The organism is Mycobacterium seoulense (assembly GCF_010731595.1).
GTDB lineage: Bacteria > Actinomycetota > Actinomycetes > Mycobacteriales > Mycobacteriaceae > Mycobacterium > Mycobacterium seoulense.
The window spans coordinates 2,689,582-2,713,539 of record NZ_AP022582.1; the positions used below are offsets into that span (position 1 = coordinate 2,689,582).

Annotated in this window: 22 protein-coding genes and 1 tRNA gene; 9 read left to right on the forward strand and 14 right to left on the reverse strand. The window is 67.6% G+C overall.

The features are described 5' to 3' along the window. Positions 1 to 21: 21 nt before the first annotated feature. The 4 genes from thrC to argS are packed head-to-tail and all read right to left on the reverse strand — an operon-like array spanning position 22 to position 5,497. Positions 22 to 1,104 (reverse strand): threonine synthase, encoded by a 1,083-nt coding sequence (gene thrC / locus G6N37_RS12285; protein ID WP_163680545.1) that lies wholly within the window; start codon positions 1,102 to 1,104, stop codon positions 22 to 24. Further along, positions 1,101 to 2,426 (reverse strand): homoserine dehydrogenase, encoded by a 1,326-nt coding sequence (locus tag G6N37_RS12290; RefSeq protein WP_163680548.1) that lies wholly within the window; start codon positions 2,424 to 2,426, stop codon positions 1,101 to 1,103. The genes thrC and G6N37_RS12290 overlap by 4 nt, the downstream gene beginning before the upstream one ends. 3 nt (positions 2,427 to 2,429) lie before the next feature. Further along, positions 2,430 to 3,848 (reverse strand): diaminopimelate decarboxylase, encoded by a 1,419-nt coding sequence (gene lysA, locus G6N37_RS12295; protein WP_163680550.1) that lies wholly within the window; start codon positions 3,846 to 3,848, stop codon positions 2,430 to 2,432. After that, positions 3,845 to 5,497 carry an arginine--tRNA ligase gene (gene argS / locus G6N37_RS12300; protein WP_163680553.1) on the reverse strand — a complete coding sequence of 551 codons (1,653 nt, stop codon included), beginning with the start codon at positions 5,495 to 5,497 and terminating at the stop codon, positions 3,845 to 3,847. Before argS ends, lysA begins: the two co-directional genes overlap by 4 nt. A 127-nt stretch (positions 5,498 to 5,624) precedes the next feature. On the opposite strand from argS, the gene G6N37_RS12305 reads away from it, so the two are divergent. Then, positions 5,625 to 5,697 (forward strand) — tRNA-Arg (locus tag G6N37_RS12305). 264 nt (positions 5,698 to 5,961) lie between these two features. On the opposite strand, the gene G6N37_RS12310 is transcribed toward G6N37_RS12305, so the two are convergent. Next, complete coding sequence (locus G6N37_RS12310) at positions 5,962 to 7,053, reverse strand: cytochrome P450 (RefSeq protein ID WP_163680556.1); 1,092 nt, start codon at positions 7,051 to 7,053, stop codon at positions 5,962 to 5,964. A 471-nt stretch (positions 7,054 to 7,524) separates the two neighbouring features. Further along, positions 7,525 to 9,291, reverse strand: coding sequence for a GNAT family N-acetyltransferase (locus tag G6N37_RS12315; RefSeq protein ID WP_163680560.1), 1,767 nt, complete (start codon positions 9,289 to 9,291; stop codon positions 7,525 to 7,527). A 90-nt stretch (positions 9,292 to 9,381) separates the two neighbouring features. Between G6N37_RS12315 and G6N37_RS12320 the strand changes: the two genes are divergently transcribed. Together G6N37_RS12320 and G6N37_RS12325 are read left to right on the forward strand one after the other, a co-directional pair. Further along, entirely contained in the window at positions 9,382 to 10,161 is a 780-nt protein-coding gene (locus G6N37_RS12320) for an alpha/beta fold hydrolase (protein ID WP_163680563.1), read from the forward strand. Between the two features lie 413 nt (positions 10,162 to 10,574). After that, positions 10,575 to 11,348: an alpha/beta hydrolase family protein gene (locus G6N37_RS12325; protein WP_083170144.1), complete on the forward strand. Its 774-nt coding sequence runs from the start codon at positions 10,575 to 10,577 to the stop codon at positions 11,346 to 11,348. Between the two features lie 21 nt (positions 11,349 to 11,369). Here the strand turns inward: G6N37_RS12325 and G6N37_RS26620 are convergent, their stop codons facing one another. Both G6N37_RS26620 and G6N37_RS12335 read right to left on the reverse strand, forming a co-directional pair. Continuing rightward, positions 11,370 to 12,353 (reverse strand): arsenate reductase/protein-tyrosine-phosphatase family protein, encoded by a 984-nt coding sequence (locus G6N37_RS26620; RefSeq protein WP_163680566.1) that lies wholly within the window; start codon positions 12,351 to 12,353, stop codon positions 11,370 to 11,372. Between the two features lie 134 nt (positions 12,354 to 12,487). Next, complete coding sequence (locus G6N37_RS12335) at positions 12,488 to 12,988, reverse strand: nitroreductase family deazaflavin-dependent oxidoreductase (protein ID WP_163680568.1); 501 nt, start codon at positions 12,986 to 12,988, stop codon at positions 12,488 to 12,490. A 108-nt stretch (positions 12,989 to 13,096) separates the two neighbouring features. On the opposite strand from G6N37_RS12335, the gene G6N37_RS12340 reads away from it, so the two are divergent. Continuing rightward, positions 13,097 to 13,792, forward strand: coding sequence for a glycoside hydrolase (locus G6N37_RS12340; RefSeq protein ID WP_232075444.1), 696 nt, complete (start codon positions 13,097 to 13,099; stop codon positions 13,790 to 13,792). 157 nt (positions 13,793 to 13,949) lie between these two features. Further along, the gene (locus tag G6N37_RS12345) at positions 13,950 to 14,273 is read left to right on the forward strand and encodes a DUF732 domain-containing protein (protein ID WP_163680572.1); all 324 of its coding nucleotides are present in this window, start codon (positions 13,950 to 13,952) and stop codon (positions 14,271 to 14,273) included. A 46-nt stretch (positions 14,274 to 14,319) separates the two neighbouring features. Here G6N37_RS12345 and G6N37_RS12350 read toward each other — a convergent pair whose 3' ends face one another. Both G6N37_RS12350 and G6N37_RS26230 read right to left on the reverse strand, forming a co-directional pair. Beyond that, the gene (locus G6N37_RS12350) at positions 14,320 to 14,805 is read right to left on the reverse strand and encodes an NUDIX domain-containing protein (RefSeq protein WP_232075529.1); all 486 of its coding nucleotides are present in this window, start codon (positions 14,803 to 14,805) and stop codon (positions 14,320 to 14,322) included. Positions 14,806 to 14,892: 87 nt separating this feature from the next. After that, positions 14,893 to 16,188, reverse strand: coding sequence for a tetratricopeptide repeat protein (locus G6N37_RS26230; protein ID WP_232075447.1), 1,296 nt, complete (start codon positions 16,186 to 16,188; stop codon positions 14,893 to 14,895). 166 nt (positions 16,189 to 16,354) lie between these two features. On the opposite strand from G6N37_RS26230, the gene G6N37_RS12360 reads away from it, so the two are divergent. Continuing rightward, entirely contained in the window at positions 16,355 to 18,070 is a 1,716-nt protein-coding gene (locus tag G6N37_RS12360; protein ID WP_163684961.1) for an NAD-binding protein, read from the forward strand. Between the two features lie 172 nt (positions 18,071 to 18,242). Here the strand turns inward: G6N37_RS12360 and G6N37_RS12370 are convergent, their stop codons facing one another. Further along, the gene (locus tag G6N37_RS12370) at positions 18,243 to 19,121 is read right to left on the reverse strand and encodes an LLM class flavin-dependent oxidoreductase (protein WP_163684959.1); all 879 of its coding nucleotides are present in this window, start codon (positions 19,119 to 19,121) and stop codon (positions 18,243 to 18,245) included. A 70-nt stretch (positions 19,122 to 19,191) separates the two neighbouring features. Between G6N37_RS12370 and G6N37_RS12375 the strand changes: the two genes are divergently transcribed. Together G6N37_RS12375 and G6N37_RS12380 are read left to right on the forward strand one after the other, a co-directional pair. After that, entirely contained in the window at positions 19,192 to 19,605 is a 414-nt protein-coding gene (locus tag G6N37_RS12375; protein ID WP_163680574.1) for a VOC family protein, read from the forward strand. 9 nt (positions 19,606 to 19,614) lie between these two features. Next, positions 19,615 to 20,004 carry a VOC family protein gene (locus tag G6N37_RS12380; protein WP_163680577.1) on the forward strand — a complete coding sequence of 130 codons (390 nt, stop codon included), beginning with the start codon at positions 19,615 to 19,617 and terminating at the stop codon, positions 20,002 to 20,004. Between the two features lie 20 nt (positions 20,005 to 20,024). On the opposite strand, the gene G6N37_RS12385 is transcribed toward G6N37_RS12380, so the two are convergent. Genes G6N37_RS12385 through cysD form a run of 3 tightly spaced genes read right to left on the reverse strand, consistent with a single transcriptional unit; the run spans position 20,025 to position 23,399 of the window. Continuing rightward, a complete protein-coding gene (locus G6N37_RS12385) occupies positions 20,025 to 20,510 on the reverse strand; it encodes an Rrf2 family transcriptional regulator (RefSeq protein WP_163680581.1) in 486 nt (161 codons plus the stop codon). A 58-nt stretch (positions 20,511 to 20,568) separates the two neighbouring features. Then, positions 20,569 to 22,419 carry an adenylyl-sulfate kinase gene (cysC, locus tag G6N37_RS12390; RefSeq protein WP_163680585.1) on the reverse strand — a complete coding sequence of 617 codons (1,851 nt, stop codon included), beginning with the start codon at positions 22,417 to 22,419 and terminating at the stop codon, positions 20,569 to 20,571. After that, positions 22,419 to 23,399: a sulfate adenylyltransferase subunit CysD gene (cysD, locus tag G6N37_RS12395; protein ID WP_163680588.1), complete on the reverse strand. Its 981-nt coding sequence runs from the start codon at positions 23,397 to 23,399 to the stop codon at positions 22,419 to 22,421. Before cysD ends, cysC begins: the two co-directional genes overlap by 1 nt. Before the next feature lie 133 nt (positions 23,400 to 23,532). Here cysD and G6N37_RS12400 point away from each other — a divergent pair, with 133 nt between their 5' ends. Beyond that, the gene (locus G6N37_RS12400; RefSeq protein WP_163680591.1) at positions 23,533 to 23,958 is read left to right on the forward strand and encodes a PaaI family thioesterase; all 426 of its coding nucleotides are present in this window, start codon (positions 23,533 to 23,535) and stop codon (positions 23,956 to 23,958) included.

Here is a 23,958-nt window from a genome sequence, read left to right on the forward strand (position 1 = left end):
TCGCTCACCGACAGACCGCCACTACGCAAGCCCCAGCTTCTCGACGACGAGCACCGGATCGACCGGCAGCGCGGACACGGTTGGCATGTCCCTCAGCGCGGTGTCGGGATCCTTGAGGCCGTTGCCGGTGACCGTGCACACCACCGTCGACCCGCGCGCCACCCAACCGTCGTCGACCGCCTTGAGCAGGCCCGCGATGCTGGCCGCCGACGCCGGCTCGACGAAGACGCCTTCGCTCTCGGCCACCAGGTGGTAGGCGGCCAGGATCTCTTCGTCGGTGGCGGCCAGGAAACGCCCGTTGGACTGCTGCTGCGCGTTGACGGCGGCCGCCCACGACGCGGGGGCACCGATGCGGATGGCGGTCGCGATCGTTTCGGGATGCTTGACCGGGGCGCCGTGCACCAGTGGCGCCGCACCGGCCGCCTGAGTGCCCAGCATGCGGGGCAACTTGTCGATCACGCCGTCGTGGTGGTACTCGGTGTAGCCCTTCCAGTACGCGGTGATGTTGCCCGCGTTGCCCACCGGGAGGGCGTGCACGTCCGGCGCGGTGCCCAGCGCGTCGACGATCTCGAACGCGGCCGTTTTCTGGCCCTCGATACGCACCGGGTTGACGGAGTTGACCAGTGCGATCGTCGGGAAGTCGGCGGCCATCTTGCGAGCCAGTTCCAGGCAGTCGTCGAAGTTGCCGTCGATCTGGATGATCTTGGCGCCGTGCATGACGGCCTGCGCCAACTTGCCCATCGCGATCTTGCCCTGCGGGATGAGCACCGCACAGGTGATCCCGGCGCGAGCTGCGTACGCGGCCGCCGACGCCGAGGTGTTGCCCGTCGAGGCGCACAGCACGGCCTGCTGGCCGCGCGCCAGTGCGTCAGTGACCGCCATGGTCATGCCCCGGTCCTTGAACGAGCCCGTCGGGTTGAGGCCCTCGACCTTGAGATGAACCGTGCAGCCGGTCTTTTCCGAGAGGCGGGTGGCTGCGATCAGCGGGGTACCGCCCTCGAGCAGGGTGACCGGGGTCCAGTCGTCGCCCACCGGCAGCCGGTCGCGGTAGGCCGCGATCAATCCCGGCCACGGCTGGTGCACGGCGGTGCGCGGAACGCTCATGAGCCCGTCTCTTCCAGTCGCAGCACACTGGTGACGCCCTGCACGACATCCAAATCCGCCAGGGCATCGACGGTTTCGGACAGCGCGGCGTCGGTGGCGCTGTGGGTGACCACCACGACGCGGGCCCCCACCCGCCGCCCGCCTTCGTCAACCACGCCCTCCTGGCGGACCTCGGCGATGCTCACCTCGCGCTTGGCGAACTCGGCCGCCACCGTCGACAACACGCCGGGCTTGTCGGCGACGTTCATGCTGACGTAGTAGCGGGTGGAGATCAGACCCATGGGGGCGATGGGAAGCTGGGCATACTTGGATTCCTTCGGCCCGCGGCTGCCCAACACCCGGTTGCGGGCGGCCATCACCAGGTCGCCGGTGACCGCGGAGGCGGTGGGCGCGCCCCCGGCGCCCTGGCCGTAGAACATCAGCCGGCCGGCGGCCTTGGCCTCGACCACGACCGCGTTGAACGCCCCGCTGACCGTGGCCAACGGGTGCGACAGCGGCACCAGGGCCGGGTAGACGCGCGCCGAGACCCGTTCCTGCCCATCGTCGCCCGTGATGCGCTCGCAGATGGACAGCAGCTTGATGGTGCAACCCAGCGCCCGCGCGGAGGCGAAGTCGGCGGGCGTGATCTTGGTGATGCCCTCGCGATAGACGTCGTCGGCGGTCACTCGGGTGTGGAAGGCGATCGATGCCAGGATCGCGGCCTTGGCCGCGGCGTCGTAGCCCTCGACGTCGGCGGTGGGATCGGCCTCGGCGTAGCCCAGCGCGCTCGCCTCGGCCAGGGCGGTCTGGTAGTCGGCGCCGGTGCTGTCCATCGCGGACAGGATGTAGTTGGTGGTGCCGTTGACGATGCCGGCGACCCGCAGCACCGTGTCGCCCGCCAGGGACTGCGTGAGCGGGCGGATGACCGGGATGGCACCGGCGACCGCCGCCTCGAAATACAGGTCGACGTGGGCGTTTTCGGCTGCCTGCGCCAGTTCACCGGTGGAGGTCGCCAGGAGCGCCTTGTTCGCCGTGACGACGGATTTGCCGTGCTCGAGCGCGCGCAGGATGGCCTTGCGGGCCGGTTCCACCGGCCCCATCAACTCCAAGACGATGTCGACGTCTTCGCGGGAGACGAGTTCCTCGATGTTGTCGGTGAGCAGCTCGATCGGAACGCCGCGGTCGGCGGCGACCCGCCGCACTCCCACGCCGCGCAACACCAAGGGCGCGCCGATACGGGCCGCGAGGTCCTCAGCGCTGTCCTCGATGATTCGGACGACTTCGCTTCCGACGTTGCCGAACCCGAGTACCGCTACGCCCACCGGCTTTTCGTCACGGGGCACCGTTCACCTCACTTCCAGACTCAATAGATCGTCAACCGTCTCGCGGCGCAGGATCAGGCGGGACCGGCCCGCCCGCACCGCCACCACGGCCGGCCGGCAGATCATGTTGTACCGGCTCGACAGCGAATAGCAGTACGCCCCGGTCGCCGCGATCCCGAGCAGGTCACCGGGCCCCAGGTCGTCGGGCACCCAGGCGTCGCGCACCACGATGTCACCGCTCTCGCAGTGCTTTCCGACGATCCGGGCCAGGGTCGCCGGTGCGTCGCTCGCCCGCGAGACCAGCCGGGCGTCGTACTGCGCGTCGTAGAGCGCGGTGCGGATGTTGTCGCTCATGCCGCCGTCGACGCTGACGTAGCGGCGCTGCGCCGTGCTGCTCACGTCGACATCCTTGACGGTGCCCACCTCATACAGCGTGATGGTCCCCGGCCCGGCGATCGCGCGCCCGGGCTCGACCACCAGCCTCGGGGTGGGCAGCCCCACCGCCGCCGACTCGTTGCCGACGATCGCCGTCAGCTTGGCCGCCAGCTCGGACACCGGCGGCGGGTCGTCGGTGCCCACGTACGAAATCCCGAGTCCGCCACCGAGATCCACGGTCGAGATCTGACGCGTCTTGTCCACCCCGAATTCGTCGACGATCTGGTGCAGCAGCCCGATGACGCGATGCGCGGCGACCTCGAAGCCGTCGACGTCGAAGATCTGGGAGCCGATGTGGCTGTGCAGCCCCACCAGGCGCAGATGATCGGTGGCGAACACCCGGCGCACCGCGGCCATCGCCGCTCCGCTGGACACCGAAAGCCCGAACTTCTGGTCCTCGTGTGCGGTCGAGATGAACTCGTGCGTGTGCGCCTCGACCCCGACCGTGAGGCGGACGTAGACGTCCTGAACGATGCCGGCGTCGGCCGCGATCGTGTCGAGGCGCTCGATTTCGATCATCGAGTCCAAGACGATGCGGCCCACACCGGCTTTGACCGCCGCGGTCAGTTCCGCGGCCGACTTGTTGTTGCCGTGGAAGGTGATTCGCTCCGGGGGGAAGTCGGCGTGCAGCGCGACGGCGAGCTCGCCGCCGGTGGACACGTCCAGCGACAGTCCCTCCTCGTCGACCCACCGGGCGACCTCGCTGCACAGGAAGGCCTTCGCCGCGTAGCACACGTTGGCTCCGCCGCCGAAGGCCTTCGCGAGTTCGCGGCAGCGGGAGCGGAAGTCGTCCTCGTCGACGACGAACAACGGTGTGCCGTACTCCTGGGCGAGCTGCGTCACCGGGATACCGGCGAGGCTGACCACCCCGGTATCGCCGCGAACGATGTTGCGGGGCCAGACATTCGACGCCAGCCGCAGCAGCTCGTCGGGAGATTGCGGTCGCGGCGCGCTATCGGGGTGCCGGGTTTCTTCGGCGTGCCGGGGACCCGCGGGGTGCACGTTCACATTCGCTCCGGAGCGGTGACACCGAGGATCGTCAGCCCGTTGGCGATGACCTGGCGGGTGGCCTGGCACAGCGCCAGGCGCGCGGTGTGCAGGTCGGTGGGCCGTTCATCGCCCTGGGGCAGCACCCGGCAGGAGTCGTAGAACCGGTGGTAGTCACCGGCCAGGTCTTCCAGGTAGCGGCATACCCGGTGCGGTTCACGCAGGGCGGCAGCCGTTTTCAGCACGCGGGGGAATTCACCGATGCTGCGCAGCAGCGTCCCCTCCTTGTCGTGGGTGAGCAGCTCGAGATGCCCGGTGTCGGGGATCAGGCCCAGTTCGGCGGCGTTGCGGGCCAGTGCCGACAGCCGGGCGTGCGCGTATTGCACGTAGTAGACCGGGTTTTCATTCGACGCCGAGGACCACAGGGCCAGATCGATGTCGATCGGGGTGTCGACCGAGGAACGGATCAGGCTGTAGCGCGCCGCGTCCACCCCGATCGCCTCCACCAGGTCGTCGAGCGTGATCACGGTTCCGGCCCGCTTGCTCATCCGGACCGGCGCGCCGTCGCGGACCAGGTTGACCATTTGTCCGATGAGCACCTCGACCCTCGCCGGGTCGTCGCCGAAGGCGGCGGCCACGGCCTTGAGCCGCGCGATATACCCGTGGTGATCGGCGCCGAGCATGTAGATGCACAGGTCGAAGCCGCGCTGCCGCTTGTCCAGGTAGTAGGCGATGTCACCGGCGATGTAGGCCGGCTTGCCGTCGCTCTTGATCACGACGCGGTCCTTGTCGTCACCGAAGGCGCTGGTGCGCAACCAGGTTGCGCCATCCTTCTCGTAGATGTTGCCGGTGTCGCGCAGCCGGGCGATGGCCTGGTCGACGCGGCCGCTGGTGTGCATCGAGTCTTCGTGGGTGTAGACGTCGAAGTCGGTGCCGAACTCGTGCAACGACTCCTTGATGTGGGTGAACATCAGGTCGACACCGATTTCGCGGAACGTCTCGTGCATCTCGGCGTCGGGCAGGCTCAGTGCGTCGGGCGCCTTCTGCAGCACCTGCGCGGCGATGTCGTTGATGTAGGCGCCGGCGTAGCCGTCCTCGGGCGTCGGTTCACCGTTGGCGGCGGCGATCAGCGAGCCGGCGAAGCGGTCGATCTGGGTGCCGTGGTCGTTGAAGTAGTACTCGCGCAGGACGTCGGCGCCCTGGGTGGTCAGCAGCCGGCCGAGCGCATCGCCGACGGCGGCCCACCGGGTGCCGCCGATGTGGATCGGTCCGGTGGGGTTGGCCGAGACGAACTCGAGGTTGATCTTGTGGCCGGCCAGCGCGTCGGAGTGACCGAAGGTGTCGCCGGCGTCGATCACGGCGTCGATGATCTTGGCCTGCGCCGACGCCTCGAGGCGCAGGTTGATGAAGCCGGGGCCGGCCACCTCCGCCGACGCGACGCCGTCGGCCCGTGACAGCGCCTCGGCCAACCAGCCGGCCAACTCCCGAGGGTTGGCGCCGACCTTCTTGCCCAGCTGCAGCGCCAGGTTGCTGGCGTAGTCGCCGTGCTCGGGGTTGCGGGGCCGCTCCACGGTGACCGTCGCCGGTAGGGCGGCAGCATCCAGCGAGTGCTCGGCCAGCACCGCGGACGCGGTGGTTCTGAGCAGCTCAGCGAGGTCAGCGGGGGTCACGAGCGTCCATCCTATTGGCTGAGGTGCCCGCGCTTCGAATCCATTGCGGTGGCAACGCGGCTGTCGACATGCGCTAGTCTGTCCCTGCTTGTTCAAAGCCCCAATGGCGCAACAACAACGTCGTAGCGCCCCCGTAGCTCAGGGGATAGAGCGTCTGCCTCCGGAGCAGAAGGCCGCAGGTTCGAATCCTGCCGGGGGCACCGAGGGTTTCAGCAGTTAGATGGCCGTTTTGCGCCACCTACTTCGGTGTCGAATGCCCCCGGCGTGCCCCTCAGATCCGCAGACCTGGCGTCAGCAAACCAAGGCGTGAAAATTTGACCGCCAGCGACTCCAACCCTGCGGGCGCGAAGCAGTCTGTTGTCGCTCGGGCGGCGATCATCTTCCGAGCTGACCGGCAGCACGCCCAGGCGCTCGCCGGCGACCAGCGCGCGGCGTCTACGGCAATTACCCGTCCGCGGGCTGACTTAATGCCAGCGCAGCGGCAAACTCGACAGCCGGACCGCCTCCTCGAGGATAACCGGCGGCACGGACTCAGCATCTAATCCGAAGGCGGGGATAGAGCGTAACCATTCGCTGACCAACACGGTCAACGCTGTTTTCGCCAGACTGACGGCCACACAGCGGTGCGGGCCCCCGCCGAACGCCCAGTAGTCCGCCCGCGACCCGTGGCCGGCCGCCATGTCTTCTTGGATGGCCGCCCCTACGCACAGCCCGACCCAGGCACCTGCCGGTATCTCGACACCCGCCACGGTGACGTTCTGCGCGGCCCTGCGGATAATCACCGGGGCCGGCGGCTCGCGGCGCAGCACGTCTTCGACGAATCCCTCAATTCCTGCGGGGTTTTCGCGCAGCGAAGCGCATAGCCGCGGGTCCCGGGCAAGGTCACGAAACACGAAACCCACCGCGCTCCTAAACGGCGTAATGCCCGCAGCGATCAGCATCTCAACTACCGCGCACGCGTCAGCATCGTCGAACCCATCGTCACCGGCAACCAACCCGGACATCACGCCCGCAATATCAGGGTTGGCGCGGCGCTGCGCGAAACCCTCCGCCAAATAGGCGAGCATCTCAACTTTTTGCACCAAATCCGCGAAAGGGACACCTGTGACCGCGGTCAGAGACGCCCGCTGGATCGCCCACAGCGCTTTCTCCCAGCGCAGCAACCTATGCCCGTCTTGCGGCGGCAACCCCAACACTGTGAGAAGAACTTGAGCCGCGAACGGCTCCGCAACATCGGCGATCACCTCACAACTGCCCTGCGCGGCCACGGCTTCGACGATCGCCGCGGCCTGAGCTTGCAACGCGGGTTGCATCTGTTTCACCGCGGCGGAACTCAATAGCGGCTGCAGGATTGCGCGCCAACGCGCATGGTCCGGCCGATCCACAGCGTTATGCGAAAACACTTCCGGGTTACGCAGCGCCGCGAGCACGTCATCGGCGCGGGTGAGGCAATAGCCATTCACAAACACGCTGTCCTCGATAAACACGACCGGCCCGCGCTTGCGCAGCGCGTCCCAAAGCTCGCTGCGATCCTCTGCGAAGAAATCAGGCAGCAAACTTCTCACCGATCGGTCAGAGGTGATGTGTCGCAGGCCGCGCGCGACGCCAGCATGGTGTCGATCAGCCGTTACCCCACACCGCTCGTAGTCGACAGCCGGCGCGGCATCAGGCGCCCCTCCCGCGCCAGCGCATATTCGCGTGCGTACAGCACAGCCCGTTCCGCCACCCGAACCCCTTTGGCAAAGTCATAACTCCACGTTGGATGGTAGTAGGTGCCTGGCTTCTACTTGGAGCGAACTAGACCCCGCAACAGAAGGGGCGGCCGGGTCCGGCCCGCGAACTGGGTCGTTCGACATGGGAGACCCAGCGTAGGAACACGAGGGCGCCCGGGCCTCCGGCTCCCCTTAAAAGGTGCGGCGCGTCCCGCACGACTGACGGGCATCGTGCAGCGGATCGGTCGCACACTCACCGCCTTGGCTGGGATCGCCATCAGGCACGCTGGAACGTCCACCGCACATAAACCGGACTCAGATGGTGCGTTTCAGCCCGACGTGGGCGGCGTGGTAGCCGAGCCGGCGATAGAACGCCCGAGCCCTTTCGCGAGCCTCGTCCGTGGTCACCTGCGCCAGCTGTGCCCCGTGTGCTCGGCCGTAGTTGTGTGCCCACTCGACGAGTGCAGTACCAAGACCCTGTGCGCGTTCGGCTTTGGCGACCCGTAATCCCTCGATCTGCAGCCGGGTGGCGCCGCCGCGGGAAAGGCCGGGAATGATCGTCAATTGCACAGTCGCGACGACCATATCGGAACCGTTCAGGACGACTCCGAGATAGTTGGATCGGTTGCGAACGACGATGTCGTAGGCCGCCTCGTAGCGTTCGAGTTCGGCGTCTTCGCGATCCTGACCGAATTCGTCGTCGGAGAGCAGCTGGGCGATCACCCCCACGTGTTCGCGCGTCGCGCGCTGCACACGATATGTGCGGCCCGCTACCCGCAGCAGTCCTCGAACCGAGGACTGCGCCAGTGCCTGTAGGCGCGCCACCAACAGGTCCAGCCACGCCCCCACGTTGGTTCGTGCCTCCGCGGTATCCGGGTAGCGGCATCGCAGATGTAGCCCGGACTCGTCGTGGATGAACCAGAGCATGACGCCGTCGGTGTCAACGCTCGCGCTCACATACTGGGCGTCAAGCCCGACCGAGTCGATGCGCACCGGAAGTCTGCTTTGGTCCAGCCAGGAAATCGCGAACATGCCCGGCGCGGTGGGCATTCCACCCCACGGAGCCAGTACGTCGGCCAGTGGCCAGGAACCAAGCTGCACGGCTTCTTTGACGGCGGCGGCCGCGGCGTGCGGCTCGGCAACCGCCGACTCCAGGACCGAATTGGTGATGAACCAGCCCACGGAGTCGTGCCATTTGTCTTCAAATCGGCTGTGCACGGGGAATACCGCGCGCAGCGGCGCCCCGGCCAACTCGCGGGTCACCGCAGTCATGGCGACCACAGCGAGTGCCAGCGTCGAGACACCGTCGTCGCGTGCCTGCGCGGCGAACGCGGCGCCGTCATCGACATCGAACACGTCACGCACTTCAACGCGTTCCGGATGCGGCCCGGACTCACCCAACGGCAGCGGAAACCGTGGCATCACCCCACCGCTGTCGCTGATGATTTGTGCCCATCGCGCGCGCACGCGGTCCGGTGCCACGGGACGGTCCAACAGTGCTTGCGTGTGCACGACAAATGCCGGCGGCGGCTGCAGCGACGACGTACGTCCGATCCGCGCGTCGGCGAGCATCGACAACAGGTCCCGGGCAATCACCAGCATCGACCACATGTCCACGTGGGCGTGGTCGGCAGCGATCACCACCGTCAATCCGGCGGCAGTCTCCAAGACACACAACCGATGTGAGGGCCGCTGATAGGGCGAGCATGTCGCATTGAGGACTACTCGCAGTGCGTCGTTGACCGCCTGGCCCGGAGTGATCTCATGCTCTACCCACTTGCCTGGGTAAATATCGATCTCATGCAGCTGCGGATCGCCGTCCGCCCCGGGTGTGAATGCCGTTCGTAGGGTGCCGTGGCGGGCGATCACAGCCAGCCACGCATCGGCCAACGATTGGCGGCTGACTCCCGCCGGCAACCGAATGGACAGCGCCATCCAGGAGCCGGGTCGTGCGCCCGCCCCAACGTGTATGCGCTGGTCGAAAGACACCGGGAGTTGCCGGCCGAGGTCAGACACCGACACGTCGTAGCCCCAGAGTCGTCCAAAGGGTAGCCGCAGGTGCGCCACGTTGGTCAGCCGCATGGCGGTACCCTAACGCCCCAGTTAGCCTGAATGCTCGGTCTGCGCGGTCGGCTCCGGAGCGAGTCGTCCGGTCGTGAGAAGAGTTGCGTGATGTCCACTTTCGTGGTTCCTGGAGCAGAGCTCGCGGTTGAACTGAGCGACGAAGGTGGTCATCCGGTAGTTCAACTGCACGGACTTACCTCCAGCCGCGCGCGTGACCGGGTGCTCAATCTCGACCTTGGCAGGGGCCTCAGCGGGACCCGATTGCTGCGGTACGACGCACGCGGCCATGGCAAGTCGACTGGGCGCAAGGTTCCGGAGGATTACCGATGGGAAAGCCTTGCCGAGGATCTTCTGCAGCTCCTCGACAAATGGTTTCCCGGCGAACGGGTGCACGGAGTCGGCCCGTCCATGGGTACCGGCACGCTGCTGCACGCGGCTGCCCGCGAGCCGGACCGCTTCGCCGGCCTCACGCTCATGGTGCCGGCCACCGCGTGGGAAACCCGGCCCGCGCAGGCGGCGATCTACCGGGTTGCGGCCGAAATTATCGAAACCGAGGGAGTCGGGGCATTCATCGCGTCGGCGCGTGGGGCGACTCCGCCGCCAGCCACGGTCGGCGCGCCCGAAACAGTTCCCGATGTGGCCGACGCGCTGCTGCCGTCACTGTTTCGAGGCGCGGCTCTCAGCGACCTGCCCGCTCGCGAAGCGGTCGCACGAATCGATGTGCCGACGACGATTCTGGCCTGGGTCGGCGACCCGGCGCATCCGATGTCGACGGCGGAATCGCTTGCCGCACTGATGCCGCGGTCAACGCTCACCGTGGCGCACATCCCGGCCGATGTCGAGACCTGGCCCCAGATCCTGAGCCAAGACGTCGCCCGCAGAGGCTGACTTGTACGCGGACGCCACGTCGGCTCGTGCCTGGGCCGCGTCGGCGTCTTGCATGGTGTAGGCCATCAGCGGTTTACGTCTCTGTGGAGTCCGTACACCGTACGCCGGCCGAATCAATCGAGAGACCCCAGATGAATCCCGCTGCGATTGAGCGTATTGCGCAGCCACCACGTTGGCCCGACGCGGCGGCGACCCCTTCGGGGTGATCAGATTGGAACCAGTTGTCGCACAACGGATTTCGTTTCGGCCGAGCTGAGGCATCCGACAACGATCCGACACGCGCACCCGCATTATGCCTCTGAACTGCGAATATGTGGCTCAATTCCGCAGTTATTGTTCCTGCCGGGGGCACAAACATTCTCGCAGGTAGGTCGGCTTACGACCCGTCGGCCCGGGCGGGTTAGATCGTCAGCATGGGCGAACGTGTGACGTTCCAAGGTTCCACGGGCGCGACTCTGGCAGGCGTCATCGAGATGCCGGACGGGGCGGTGCGGGGCTGGGGCGTGTTCGCGCACGGCTTCACGCTCGGTAAGGACTCGCCCGCCGCCGCGCGGATCTGCAAGCAACTGGCCGCCGACGGCATCGGCATGCTGCGCTTCGATGCGTTGGGCCTGGGCGGGTCCGAGGGCGACTGGGGCGACGGGTCGTTCACCGTCAAAGTCGACGACATCGCCAAGGCGTGCGAATTCATGACCAACCGCGGAACCCCGGCCGACATCCTGATCGGGCACTCCTGGGGCGGCGCGGCGGTGCTCGCCGCGGCTCGGCAATCGCCGGGAGTGCGGTCGGTGGTGACGGTCGCGGCGCCGGTCGACCCGAGCCACGTCGAAAAGCATTACGACGCAGTCGTCGATCGCTGCCTAACCGAGGGCAGCGCCGAATGGATGGTCGGCGGGCGCACGCTGACGCTCAAGCGGGCATTCGTCGAGGATGTGCGTCGGGCCCACCTACGCGACAAGATCAAGGGTTTGCGCCTGCCGCTGCTCATCCTGCACTCGCCCACCGACAACACGGTCGGCATCGAGAACGCGAGCGAGATCTTCCGCTTGGCCCGTCATCCCCGCAGCTTCGTCTCGCTGGAGGGGTCGGATCACTTTCTCGCCGCCCGCGGGCAGGCGCACCGGGCGGGGCGCATCATCGGCGCCTGGGCCGACGCGTACCTGGGCGACAACAGCCAGGTCAAGTAGGCACACCAGCCGATGCGATGCTCACCCGCCGACGCCGGGGGCACGTTCGTCAAGCTCGCCGCGATCGCTGATGTCCAGGACTTCGACCTCGTACCTGTCCGACAACTCCTGGCCGAACGCCATGGCCTCCGGGCCTCCGTCGGTGTCGAGGAGGCCCAGCTCGACGATGCCACCCATCCGCGCCCGGTACTCGGCACGCGGGCTGATCTTCATCGTCGGCGGTGGCCGGAACGGCAGCACGTCATGCAGCACAACCTTGCCGACAACCAGATACGACCACGGCGCATCCGTGACCTTCAGTTGCGGCGCCACTCGCGAGGCCAACTGCGACACCTTCGGGAACCCGCGCGCCCGCGCGATCACGTCCGCGACCTCGATATCGGCGTACCATCCGCACTCGCACTCCGGCGCCGGCGGCACATGCTGGGGGTTGTAGCGGCATTCGGCGGCGGACCATTTCGTCGGCCAGGCCATTTCCCCGTAATACGGGGATCGCAGCACATCCCCGGCCATTCCCGTCCAAAAGCGAAAACCGACGGCGGTTTCCAGGCGGCCGAAACCGGGTGCGATGAGCCGGTCGTCCAGCCAGTCGTGCAGCCCGGGCATCGCGGCCTCGATCGCTGCAAAGGCGTGCTCGAAGTCAGCGCCAAAGACCGGGTTCCGGACGTCGACGCACCTGAGCCGGGCGTCGTCGACGCCACGCGCCCGCAACACCTCCACATGTTCGCGGCCCAACGCCACCACCAGATCGGCGGCGAGGTGCTCAGGACCGACCAGCGCAGCCCGATGGCCCGCCGGCGCGGGATAGCCATTCGCGGACAGCACCGAGCACGCTTGCTCATCGGCCGTATCGCCCACCCACGCGAGGGTGCCCGCACTGGAGACCCGCACCACGTCTTCCAGGCCACGCTCCCGCAGCTGCTCGGCGAACAGCGCCGCGGCCATCACCGATCGAGCGCGGTTGAAACTGCAGACGAACGCGACGTGCAGCCGAGGGCTACTCACCGTCCGCACCGCATCCCACGCAGCGCAGCGAGCTCATGGAAGTCCTTCAATCGAGGGTGACCGTTGTATGCGACTCGCCTCGAACAGATTTGAGTCGGTCGCCAGCTTATCGGTGGGGTTTCGGGTCAGCCGCCTCAACTCCGCGGCAGGACGAACGCCTCGATGTGGCGCTTACCGGCCCGCACTTCGTACTTTCGCCAGCCGGGGTACAGCTTGAGGCCCGTCGCCCAGATCTCGTCCCGCTCGCCCGGGGTGGCGAGTCGCGCGGTGGTATGCCAGGTGTCGCGGCCAATGGTTACGGTCGCCTCCGGGTGGGCCTTCAGGTTGTGATACCAGGCGGGATGCTTGGCGCCGCCGAAGTTGGACGCGATGAGAGCCAAGCCATCGGGATGCGGGATTCCGTACACGGCGACGGTGCGGGGTTCCCCGGACTTGGCGCCGGTCGTGGTGAGCATGACCACGGGGATGCCGGTTGCGAGCCCGGCGAAGCTACTTCTGCCCCCGCTGACCCTGGTGACGAGGCGGTCGAGGTGGTGTGCCGTGGGGCGCAGCAGTGCCGAACCCGCCTTCGTGGATGCGAATCGACGCATCATCCGGTGGAACGCATTGGCGTCGTCGAAGGACTGTCCGGCCATGGTGTCATTGTGGCCCGACCGCCGGCTGCTTCGGGCGGATTCGCCCGAGCCCGGGAAACCACATGAAAACCCGCCACACGCGTCGCTTACAGCACTAAGCTGCAGCTCGTGGGCAAGAACGTGTTTGCCAACGGCCGGGGGCGCTGGCTGACCATCGGCGCCTCGTTCGCGCTTGCGGCCGGCATGGTCTACGCCCAAGACACCAAGCCCCGCTGCTGCGCGCCGAACGCGCTGGCGGCGACCCCCAGCGCCGCGGCCGCCGCAGCCCCCGCCGCGACGGCGGCCGCGCCGTCAAGCGGGCCGCATACTGCCACTCCCGCGGAAGTCGAGATGTTGGCCGCAAACGCGCCCGCCGCGGCCCAGCAGTTCCAGGTCGCCTTGCCCCATGGCATCGCGTCAGAGGACCGGCTGCAGGTCAAGACGATCTGGGCGGAGCGTGCCATCAGCGTGCTGTTTCCGCAGATCAAGACCATCTACGGGTACCGGGAGGATCCCCTGCCGTGGCATCCCAACGGCTTGGCGATCGACGTGATGATCCCCAACCACAACAGCCCCGAGGGCATCGAACTCGGCAACCAGATCGCCGGCTACGCCCTGGCCAATGCGAAGCGGTGGGGAATCAATCACGTGATCTGGCGGCAGAAGATCTACCCCGGCGTCGGCGGCGGCAGCTGGACCGCCGACCTCGGCTCGGAAACCCTCAACCACTACGACCACGTGCATATCGCCACCAATGGCGGCGGGTACCCGAGCGGGCACGAGATCTACTACATCGCCTCGATGACCCCCGCACCGAAGCAGTGACCGAAGTCGTCTGACAACGGATCCACGCGCCCTCGCCGGCGGCGCTGTCGGCGATAGCGCACCAAGAATTCGTTGAGAAGCCGTTAAGGCCTCGTGCTGATTCTGTGATCAACGCACCAAGCGTCCACCAGAACACCCAGCACACAAGGAGACCCCGATGTTTTCTCGCCGTTTCACCGCCACCGTCGTCGGCACCGCCGCCCTGGGCCTGGCCGCGCTCGGGCTCGCGGGCACCGCGGGCGCGAGCTCGGTCGATGACGCTTTCCTCGCCCAGCTGGCCTCCGACGGCATCACCCCGCCGAGCGCCTCGGTCGCCATCAAGGACGCCCACGCCGTCTGCAACGCCCTCGACCAGGGCCACTCGAGCAAGGATGTCATCAGCGCCGTGGCCCAGGCGACCGGCCTGAGCACCAAGGGCTCCAAGACGTTCGCCGTGGACGCGGCTTCGGCCTACTGCCCGCAGTACGTCACCTCGGCCTGACACGACCCACCACGGTGCGGGGACCCGGGCGGGTCCCCGCATTCGTTCATGGTCGCCGGAGCAGGAACAGGCTGTAGGCGGCGACGGACTGCGCGTCGGCGATCACCCCGGAACGGATCATCTGCTCGACGTCCTCGCGGTCGAACCAGGCGCTGCGCAGGTCCTGTTCCTCGTGCTCGAGATCCGGTTCCCCCTCGGCGATTCCGGTGGCCAGGAACACCCACCCGCGCTGGCTGGTCATGCCCGGAGCGACGTCGAGCTTGCCGAGCACCTCGAACGACGTCGCGCTCAATCCCGTCTCCTCGCGCAGCTCGCGCTCGGCCAACGCCGAGGGGTCGGTATCCGCCAAGCCGGGGGCGGTGCCTTGCGGGAATTCCCACCGCCGCGCTCCGAGCGGGTACCGGAACTGCTCGACCAGCCGGAAGCGGTGCCCGTCGAACGGCATCACCAGCGCGTAGTCCGGCTTGTCCACCACGCCGTAAATGCCGGGGCTGCCGTCCGGGCGGCGGATGTCGTCTTCGCGGAGCACCATCCATTGGCTCCGGTAGACCTCGCGGGAGGCGACGCATTCGATGAAGGGCACCCGACCAGTATCGCTGCCGGCCCGCGGCGCGCACCGTTACCGGGGGGCCGTGAAGCGGTCGTAGGTCCGGCGCAGTGCGCCGCGATCGACGGAATGCAGCACCCTGGTGAGCGCCGCGAACACGTCGACGTGTCCGACGGTCGGGTCGGCCGTTTCGCCACGGGTGTATTCCCACGGCAAGGGCCGTCCGCGGCGCAGCACTTCGCCGAGATACCACACGGCACCGTCGACGAACGGCGCATTGCTCTCCTCGTCCAGGAGCTGCTCGGGTGACGAGGCCTTCCGAATGACGAGCTCCTCCAACGCGTCAAGGGACTCCGGGGAGAAATCCCACACGGCGTCACCGCCGTAATGACTTGCCCAGACCGGGAATTGGGCCCCGCGCTCGGCGAGCCAGCACCTCAGATATTCGCCATTCGAGAATTGTTGTGTCGCTTGACGTTTGGCCCGCAGGCGACGCTTGCTGGATTCCTCGACCCGGTCGCGCATCTCGGCCACCCACCGGTAACCCTCGACCCGATCCCGCCATTTCGCCAGTTCCTCCTGGGCGGCGACGGTGACGGGATTGTCGTCACCGAAGACCCGGGCTTCGTCGTCGGCCAGGGCTTGCCAGGTGGCGACCTTGGCCCCATAGTCCTCGGGTTCGGACTCCCACAGCGCGATGGTGTGCCGCGCGATCAGCGTGTGACGGTGGTCGTGGCCCAGCTTCTCGCGCATCACCTCGACCAGCGACTCGAGCTGAGCCACGGCGCCCGCGCCGTCCACCGATTCGCCGTGCCACTGCGCCAGCGACAACCGCATACCCAAGGTGTCCTCGTGGTGCTCGCCGAGCACCACGCGCCGGGCCGCGAGGACGCGCTCGCCCTCGGCGATGGCGCCCGGGTAGTCACCGAGCTCCTTGAGCTGGTGCGCCACCCGATCCCTGGACGTCAGCGCGGTGGGATGGTCGGCACCCAGCACACGTTCTTCGTCGGCCAGCAGCTGCGACCACTCGGCTAGCGCCGCCCGCCCCTCCGGCTGCGGCCGGTCGGCGAACATGTGGCGCGCCGTCAACGTGGTGATGTGGTTGCCGCCGAGCACCTCGTGGAGTTCGGGTACCAGCTGCTCGAGCGCGGCATAGGCCCCGGCCTGGTCTCCCATCTGGAGCTGCAGGTGCACCAGCGCCAGCTCCATGTCCAAGACATTCGGATGCCGCTCCCCCAATATCGGCCTGCAGACCGCGACCAGCTCGCCCATCAGCGGCAACGCCCCGGCGAAATCGGCCGCGGCGATGCGCTCCGAGATGAGCCGGGTCAAGGCGGCGAGCGGCCCGGGCAGTTCCGGCTGCGTCATACCGCTATCGAATCTCGCATACGGCCGCGTCGCAATTCACTCCGTCCTCCCGGCGTCCGGTGTCGCGCTGGCATGAATCGGCAGGGTGTCCGATAGTCATAGGGACAAAATTGTCAACGTCAGCTGAGGTGGGGGCTATGCCGGACGCTCGGAAGCGTGCGTGACCATGCGCGGCCACATCATCGTGAGCGGCGACGACGCGCTGGCGACCACGATCGTCGAGGAGCTCAACAACGCCGGCGTGCACATCGTCAAGGTCCGCACCGCCGGCGAGCTCGACACCGTCGGGGTCACCCGCGCCCACGCCGTGATCTGCGTTGGAGATGACGACGCGACCAATCTTGAAATCGCGCTGCTGGCAAGGAAAGCCAATCCGCGGGTGCGGGTGGTGGCGCGGCTGGCCAACGACGTGCTGCGGACGGCGATGGCCGCCGACAAGCGCCCGGGGGCGATCTTGGACGTCGCCGACCTCGCGGCGCCCTCCGTCGTCGAGGCATGTCTGGCGCACACCGTGCACCCGTTCGAGGCGGCGGGCATCGAGTTCGTCGTCTCCGGCGCCGAGGCACCGTACAGCGCGACGCTGCGCGAGATCTACGGCGATCTGGCACCGGTGGCGGTGATTCACGGCGAGAACTGCGCCACTCCGGGAGAGGTGGTGTCCTGTCCGGGCCGCGATCTGCCGATCCACGCCGGGGACTGGACCGCGATGATCGGCACCGCCGGCGAATTGGCCGCCCGCGGCATCAAGGTTCCGCTGCCGACGGTGACGCGCTATCGCCTGACCCGGCTGCGGCGGGCACTCGACGCCGCCCGCGCCCTGCGCGACGACGCCAACCCGATGTTCGCGCGTGCGGTGCTGGCCGCGGCGTGCCTGCTGATCGTCTCGACGGTCGTGCTGCGCTTCAGCTACCAACCGCGTCAGAAGATGACGTGGCTCGACGCGCTGTATTTCAGCACCGAGACGATCGCGACGGTGGGTTACGGAGATTTCAGCTTCCTGCAGCAACCCACGTGGCTGCGGCTGTTCAGCATCATGTTGATGTTCGCCGGCGTGACCACCACCGCGCTGCTCGTCGCTTTCATCGCCGACCTGCTGTTATCGCGACGTTTCGCCCACTCGGTGGGTCGCCGGCGGGCGCGCCATCTGCGCAATCACGTGATCGTCGTCGGGCTGGGCTCGTTCGGCAGCCGCGTGGTTGCCGACCTGAGGTCAGCCGGATACGACGTGGCGGTGATCGAGCTGGACGAGAACAATCGCTACCTGTCGACGGCGGCCGACCTTGACGTGCCGGTGATCTTCGGCGACGCGACGTTGCGCCAGACGCTGGAGGCCGCGCGCGTCGACCACGCCCGCGCGGTGGCGGTGCTGACCCAGGACGACATGGTGAACATCGAGACCGGGATCGTGCTGCGCGAGATGCTGGGCCCGCGGGTGAAGCCCGAGGTCGTCCGGCACGACGTCCCCCTGGTGCTGCGCGTCTACGACCGGGCGCTGGGGGCCGCGGTGGCGCAGCGGTTCGGATTCGAAAACGTCCGGTCCACCGTCGAACTGGCCGCACCCTGGTTCATCGGCGCGGCGATGGGCCTGCAGGTGCTGGGCACGTTCTCCGTCGGGCAGCGCTCGTTCATGATCGGCGGGATGCACGTGGCGCCCGGCAGCGAACTCGACGGACTGAAGATGTTCGAACTGTCCACCCAGACCCGGGTCATCGCGATCACCCGTAAAGACGCGCCGGTCGAGCTTCATCCGCGACGTGACGCCTGGCTGCGCGGCGGCGACACGGTTTACCTGGTCGGCCCGTACCGCGAGTTGTTGGCGACGCTGCGTAAGGGTCAGCCTCCCCAGGAGCCGGCGGCCGGGGACGAGCGCGCGTCGGCCTAGTGGCGATCGCAAGCGCGGCGGTGCCGGGCGCGGCGGGTCGCCGCCATCGGCCTAGTGGCGATCGCAAGCGCGGCGGTGCCGGGCGCGGCGGGTCGCCGCCATCGGCCTAGTGGCGATCGCAAGCGCGGCGGTGCCGGGCGCGGCGGGTCGCCACCATCGGCCTACCGCGCGCCTAGAGCCGGTCCGCCACGTCGGCCGCGCGGCTGAGCTGGTCGACGTCCGAGCTCGTCGGGATGAGCTGCACCTCGTCGGTGCCGATGTCCTCGAACCTGCGCAGCACCGCCAGCAGCTCGTCCTCGGTGCCGGCCCACCCGGTCGTCGGCGCCATGGCGTCGACGTACTCCCCCGGTATCCAGTTCATGTAGCGCCGCAGATGACGATGCACCTGCGCCCGGGCCTGTTCGGGCGGGCCGAACGCGAACCAGAACGACGTCACCAGGTGGGGTTTGCCCTTGCCGGCCCGCGCCCACGCGTCGCGCGCGACGTCGAACAGCTCGTTCTGCTTGGCGACGTCCAGATCCAGGGTGGTCCCGGCCAGTCCTGCGGCCCAGGCAGCGGCGCTGCGGATGGTCTTGGGGCCGATGCTGCCGATGAACAGCGGCGGGCCGCCGGGCTGCACCGGCGCCGGCCCGACCGGCAAGACCGATTCGGTGAGCTTCTCTTGAGCCCACACCCGCTTCATCACGGCCACGCGCTCGGCCATGTCGCGCATGGTCTGTGTCGCCGGGTCGGCGCCGACGGCGTGGTAGTCCTCCTGTCTGCCGCCCACGCCGATGCCCACGCTCAGCCGCCCGCCGCAGAGCATGTCGCCGGTCGCGAGCGCCTTGGCCAGCATGACGGGGTCGTGCAGCTGCGGCACGATCACGGTCGTCAGCAGCCGCACCCGGCTCGTCCAGGCCGCCAGCGCCCCCAGCAGGGTGAGGTTGTCCGGGTTGTCGAAGGCGATGCGCTCACCCCAGCACAGCGACGAGAACGGGCCGTCGTCAATCGCGCACGCCCAGTTCTCCAAGATTCCCGCATCCAAGTCCGGTTCCATCACCGGCAGAGTCATCGCAATCCGCACGACGGCGATTCTGGCACGGGGGTCAACTTCCGGGCGCGCAAGTGGCAGCATGGAGCAGATGGGTTTCACCAGCAGTTCCATCGCGCACGTCCGCCTCACGGTCACCGATATCGAGCGATCGCGGCAGTTCTACGAGAGCGTGTTCGGTTGGCCCGTCCTGCTGGAAGTGCCCGACAATGCCGACGGGGCCACCCGCAAACAGTTGAGCTTCCTGTTCGGCGGCGTCATCTACGACCTCGGTGGCACGCTGCTCGGACTGCGGCCCGTTGCCACCGACCGTTTCCACGAAGACCGTGCGGGCCTCGACCACATCGCGTTCCGGGTGGGCACCAAGGACGAATTGGATTCCGCGGCAGCGCACCTCGACGAACTGGGCGTCGCCCATGAGCCGGTGAAAGACATCGGACCGTCCTACATCCTGCAGTTCCGCGATCCCGACAACATCGCCCTGGAGCTCACCGCACCGAAATAGGAGGAGACCATGGCCATCAGCTTCAATCACACGATCGTCGCCTCCCGCGACAAACGCGAGTCCGCGGAATTCCTCACCGAATTGTTCGGCCTGCCCAGCCCAAAGCCGTTCGGCCACTTCATGGTTGTTCAACTGGAGCACGGCGCCAACCTCGATTATGCGGACGCTCCCGAGGGCTCGGAGATCCCGCGGCAGCACTACGCCTTCCTGGTTTCCGAGGCGGACTTCGACGCCATCTACGGCAAGATCTCCTCCCGCGGCCTGCCGCACTGGGCCGACCCGGGCGCCAAGCGACCCGGCGAGATCAACAACAATGACGGCGGACGCGGGGTGTACTTCCGCGACCCCTCCGGACATGCGATGGAGATCCTCACCCGCCCGTACGGGTCGGGAAGCTGAACCCGGTGGGGCGGTAGCGCCTATTCGCCGGCGCGCGGTGTGCCGTGCCGCACGCTCTCCTGCGTCCGATAGTCCTCGGCGAATTGCGCGACATGTCTGGGCAGCGCGTTGGCGGCGACGTCGGCCAGGGTGGTTTCTTCCAGCACCGACCGCATGCTGGCACGCAGCGCCCGCCAGACGTCGGTGAGCGCCGCGGTCGGACCCGAGTAGGGCAGGTCCCCGAGGCCGATGTCGCGCACGCTGGCCAATGGCCCGTCGATGCAGCGCAACACGTCGGCGATGCTGATCTCGTCGCCGGGACGCGCCAGTTCGTAGCCGCCCTCCCGGCCGCGATGGCTTCTCACCAGGCGGTCGGTGCGCAGGTTGGTCAGGATGTCGACGAGGAACTGCGGCGGTATGCCCTGCGCTTGGGCCAAGTCGTCGGTTTTGACCAACGTCCCATGGGGGACCGTGGCGAGCTGAACCATGGCCCGCACCGCGTACTCCGCCTTCGCCGACATGCGCACTCTCAGGATTGTGCCACTCGGTGCAGGATTTTCGGTGCAGCCAGGCTGGCCTGGCGTGCTAACCGCGCGATTCGAGCAGATCGACGATGCTCTGCGCCTGCTCCTCGACGGTGCGGTCCGGCGTCAGCCGCAGGTCGGGGTTGGCCGGCGGTTGATACGGGCTGTTGATGCCGGTGAAGTGTGCGATCTCGCCCGCGCGGGCCTTCGCGTACAGCCCCTTCGGATCACGCTGCTCGCATTCCTCGATGGGCGTGTCACAGAACACCTCGACGAAGTCGAACCCCGCGGCCGCGTGCACATTACGAGCCATCTCGCGTTGCTCGGTCAGCGGGCTGATGGCCGGCACCAGCACGACATTGCCGCAGTCGGCGAGCAGTGCCGCCACATGCGCCAGCCGGCGCAGGTTCTCGGCCCGGTCGGCCATGCTGAAGCCCAAGTCGGCGTTCAGACCGTGGCGCAGGTTGTCACCGTCGAGAACATAAGCGGGAGTTCCCTTTTCGAGTAACATCTGCTCGACCAGCATGGCCACCGAGGACTTGCCCGAACCGGACAGGCCGGTGAACCATACGGTCCTGCCCCGCGGCCGGGCCTCGGCCACGGCCGACGACTTGTGCCGCACGGTGTTCGGGCTTGCGGCCTGCACCGACACGTCGCGCAGCACCATGCCCGCCGCAACGGTGCCGTTGGTGTGCGGGTCAATCAGGATGAACGAGCCGGTGCTGGCGTTGCGGGTGTACTCGTCGAGCAGCAGCGGAACCTGAGTGCGCAGCGAGATGCGGCCAAGTTCGTTGAGCTGCAACGCCGTTGCAGCCTTGTCCCGATGCAGGGTGTTGACGTCCAACCGGTAGTCCAGCCCGGTCACCCGCACGCGGGTGGTGCGGGTGGTGTGCTTGATGACGTACTCGCGGCCGGGCTCCAGCGTCGCGTCGTCGGCCATCCAGCACACGGTCGCATCGAATTCCTGCGCCACCCGGGGCTGGTTGTTGGAGCGTGCGATGAGATCACCGCGCGAGATATCGATGTGGTCGGCAAGGCTGATCGAGACGGCCATCGGCGGAAAGGCTTCTTGGACTGGGCCGTTCGGGCCGTCGATCGCGGTGATCTTGGTGGTTTTGCCGATCGGCAGGACGACGACCTCGTCGCCCGGGCGCATCACACCGCTGGCCACGGTGCCGGCATAGCTGCGATGGTCTTGGTGCTCGCGGGTGTGCGGCCGGATGACGTACTGCACCGGGAACCGCACGTCGACCAGGTTGCGGTCACCGGCGATGTAGACCTCCTCCAGGTGCGACAACAGCGCGGGGCCCTCGTACCAGGGCGTCTGGTCGGACTTGGTGACCACGTTGTCGCCGTGCAAGGCGGAAATCGGGATGGTGGCCACGTCGTGCACATCCAACCGCGCGGCGAAGGCGTGGAATTCGTCGCGGATTGCCTCGAATTTCTCTCTGTCCCAGCCGATCAGGTCCATCTTGTTGACGGCGAGCACGATGTGCTGGATCCCCAGCAACGAGGCCAGGAAGGCGTGCCGGCGCGACTGCTCCAGCAGGCCGTGCCGAGCATCGACGAGCACGATCACCAGTTGGGCGGTCGACGCGCCGGTCACCATGTTGCGGGTGTACTGGATGTGACCCGGCGTGTCGGCGATGATGAATTTCCGCTTGGGAGTGGCGAAATAGCGGTAGGCGACGTCGATCGTGATGCCCTGTTCGCGTTCGGCGCGCAAGCCGTCGGTCACCAGCGCCAGGTCGGTGTAGTCGTGGCCGCGCTCTTTGGACGTCTGCTCCACCGCGGCCCACTGGTCCTCCATGACGGCCTTGGAGTCATAGAGCAGACGCCCGATCAGCGTGGACTTGCCGTCGTCGACCGAGCCCGCGGTCGCGAGGCGAAGCAGCGTCGTGGGTGTGGCCATCAGAAATACCCCTGCCGTTTGCGGTCTTCCATGCCGGCTTCCGAGATTCGGTCGTCGGCCCTGGTGGCGCCCCGTTCGGTCAACCGCGAAACCGCGGTCTCGGCGATCACCTCCTCGACCGTGGTGGCCTCCGATTCCACGCATCCGGTGCAGGTGACGTCCCCGACCGTGCGGAAACGCACCGTCGCCTCGAACACCGGCTCGTCGTCGCGCGGTTGCATGTGCCGGTCGACCGCCAGCAGCATGCCGTCGCGGCGAAACACCTTGCGCCGGTGGGCGTAATAGATCGAGGGCAGCGCGATGTTCTCCGCGCCGATGTAGGACCAGATGTCGAACTCGGTCCAGTTCGACAGCGGGAAGGCCCGGATGTGCTCGCCCTTGTGGTGCCGGCCGTTGTACAGGTTCCACAGCTCGGGCCGTTGCGCCTTCGGGTCCCACTGGCCGAACTCGTCGCGGAAGCTGAACACCCGCTCCTTGGCGCGGGCCTTCTCCTCATCGCGGCGCGCTCCGCCGAACGCCGCGTCGAACTTGTTCTCCCGGATGGCGCGGAGCAGCGTCACGGTCTGGATCGAGTTGCGTCCCTGCGGCGGCTCGACGACGCGGCCTGCGTCGATGTCCTCCTGAACGGAGGCGACCACCAGGCGCACCCCATGCTCGGCGACCAGCTCATCGCGGGTGGCGATCACCTCGTCGAAGTTGTGGCCGGTGTCGACGTGCATGACCGGGAACGGCAACCGACCGGGCCGGAACGCCCGCAGGGCCAGGTGCAGCATGACGATGGAGTCCTTGCCGCCGGAGAACAGCAGAACGGGCCGCTCGAATTCGGCGGCCACCTCCCGGATGATGTGGATCGCTTCGGCCTCCAGCGAGCGCAGGTGGCTCAACTCGTACTGGCCGGCGGCGGGAGCCGCCTTCAGATCGCTGGTCATGGGTTCCTTGCTGATCTTGGTTGAACTGACCATATTTGGCATATTTGCCATCTATCGAATCAGCTAACCTCACGGGTGTCAAATTCGGGTTCAATATGGTCCGGGCACCAGCGATGGGATGCATAACGTCCGGGGCGACGGCAACCCCTTTTCCCGCTCGGGAACAGTACGAAAGCATGGGCGGATGACTACACCTTCCAAAGCTCCCAGCGGCCGCGACGTCATCTCGCAGTTCCTCCCCCAATCGCCGTTCGTTGCGAAGCTGGGCATTGTTGCCGACCAGCTCGACGGCCACGAGGTCAGGCTGCGGCTGCCCTGGGATCCCTCCAACGTGACGATCGGTGACATGGTCCACGGGGGCGCGATCGCCACACTCGCCGACGTCACCGTCATGGCGGCGGCATGGTGCGGCGCGCAGGCGCCCCCGGAGCTGCGGGGCGTAACCGTCTCGATGGCGTTGGAGTTCATGGCGCCGGCCCGGGCCACCGACGTGATCGGCGTAGGCCGGGTGCTGCGGCGCGGCCGGTCGCTGGTGAACTGCGAGGCGGAGGTCGTCGACGCGCACGGCAGGCTCGTCGCGAAGGCCCTCGCCACCTACAAGGTCGGCTGA

Excerpts from the sequence above, each read along its gene's own strand:
- G6N37_RS12325 (WP_083170144.1), top strand. The coding sequence starts at position 10,575 with ATGGGCGAACGTGTGACGTTCCAAGGTTCCACGGGCGCGACTCTGGCA.
- G6N37_RS12375 (WP_163680574.1), top strand. The coding sequence starts at position 19,192 with ATGGGTTTCACCAGCAGTTCCATCGCGCACGTCCGCCTCACGGTCACC.
- G6N37_RS12380 (WP_163680577.1), top strand. The coding sequence starts at position 19,615 with ATGGCCATCAGCTTCAATCACACGATCGTCGCCTCCCGCGACAAACGC.
- G6N37_RS12400 (WP_163680591.1), top strand. The coding sequence starts at position 23,533 with ATGACTACACCTTCCAAAGCTCCCAGCGGCCGCGACGTCATCTCGCAG.
- G6N37_RS12335 (WP_163680568.1), bottom strand. The coding sequence starts at position 12,988 with ATGGCCGGACAGTCCTTCGACGACGCCAATGCGTTCCACCGGATGATG.
- thrC (WP_163680545.1), bottom strand. The coding sequence starts at position 1,104 with ATGAGCGTTCCGCGCACCGCCGTGCACCAGCCGTGGCCGGGATTGATC.
- G6N37_RS12315 (WP_163680560.1), bottom strand. The coding sequence starts at position 9,291 with ATGCGGCTGACCAACGTGGCGCACCTGCGGCTACCCTTTGGACGACTC.
- G6N37_RS12370 (WP_163684959.1), bottom strand. The coding sequence starts at position 19,121 with ATGACTCTGCCGGTGATGGAACCGGACTTGGATGCGGGAATCTTGGAG.
- G6N37_RS12350 (WP_232075529.1), bottom strand. The coding sequence starts at position 14,805 with ATGGTGCTCCGCGAAGACGACATCCGCCGCCCGGACGGCAGCCCCGGC.
- G6N37_RS26230 (WP_232075447.1), bottom strand. The coding sequence starts at position 16,188 with ATGACGCAGCCGGAACTGCCCGGGCCGCTCGCCGCCTTGACCCGGCTC.
- cysC (WP_163680585.1), bottom strand. The coding sequence starts at position 22,419 with ATGGCCACACCCACGACGCTGCTTCGCCTCGCGACCGCGGGCTCGGTC.
- G6N37_RS12345 (WP_163680572.1), top strand. The coding sequence starts at position 13,950 with ATGTTTTCTCGCCGTTTCACCGCCACCGTCGTCGGCACCGCCGCCCTG.
- G6N37_RS12360 (WP_163684961.1), top strand. The coding sequence starts at position 16,355 with ATGCGCGGCCACATCATCGTGAGCGGCGACGACGCGCTGGCGACCACG.
- cysD (WP_163680588.1), bottom strand. The coding sequence starts at position 23,399 with ATGGCAAATATGCCAAATATGGTCAGTTCAACCAAGATCAGCAAGGAA.
- G6N37_RS12320 (WP_163680563.1), top strand. The coding sequence starts at position 9,382 with ATGTCCACTTTCGTGGTTCCTGGAGCAGAGCTCGCGGTTGAACTGAGC.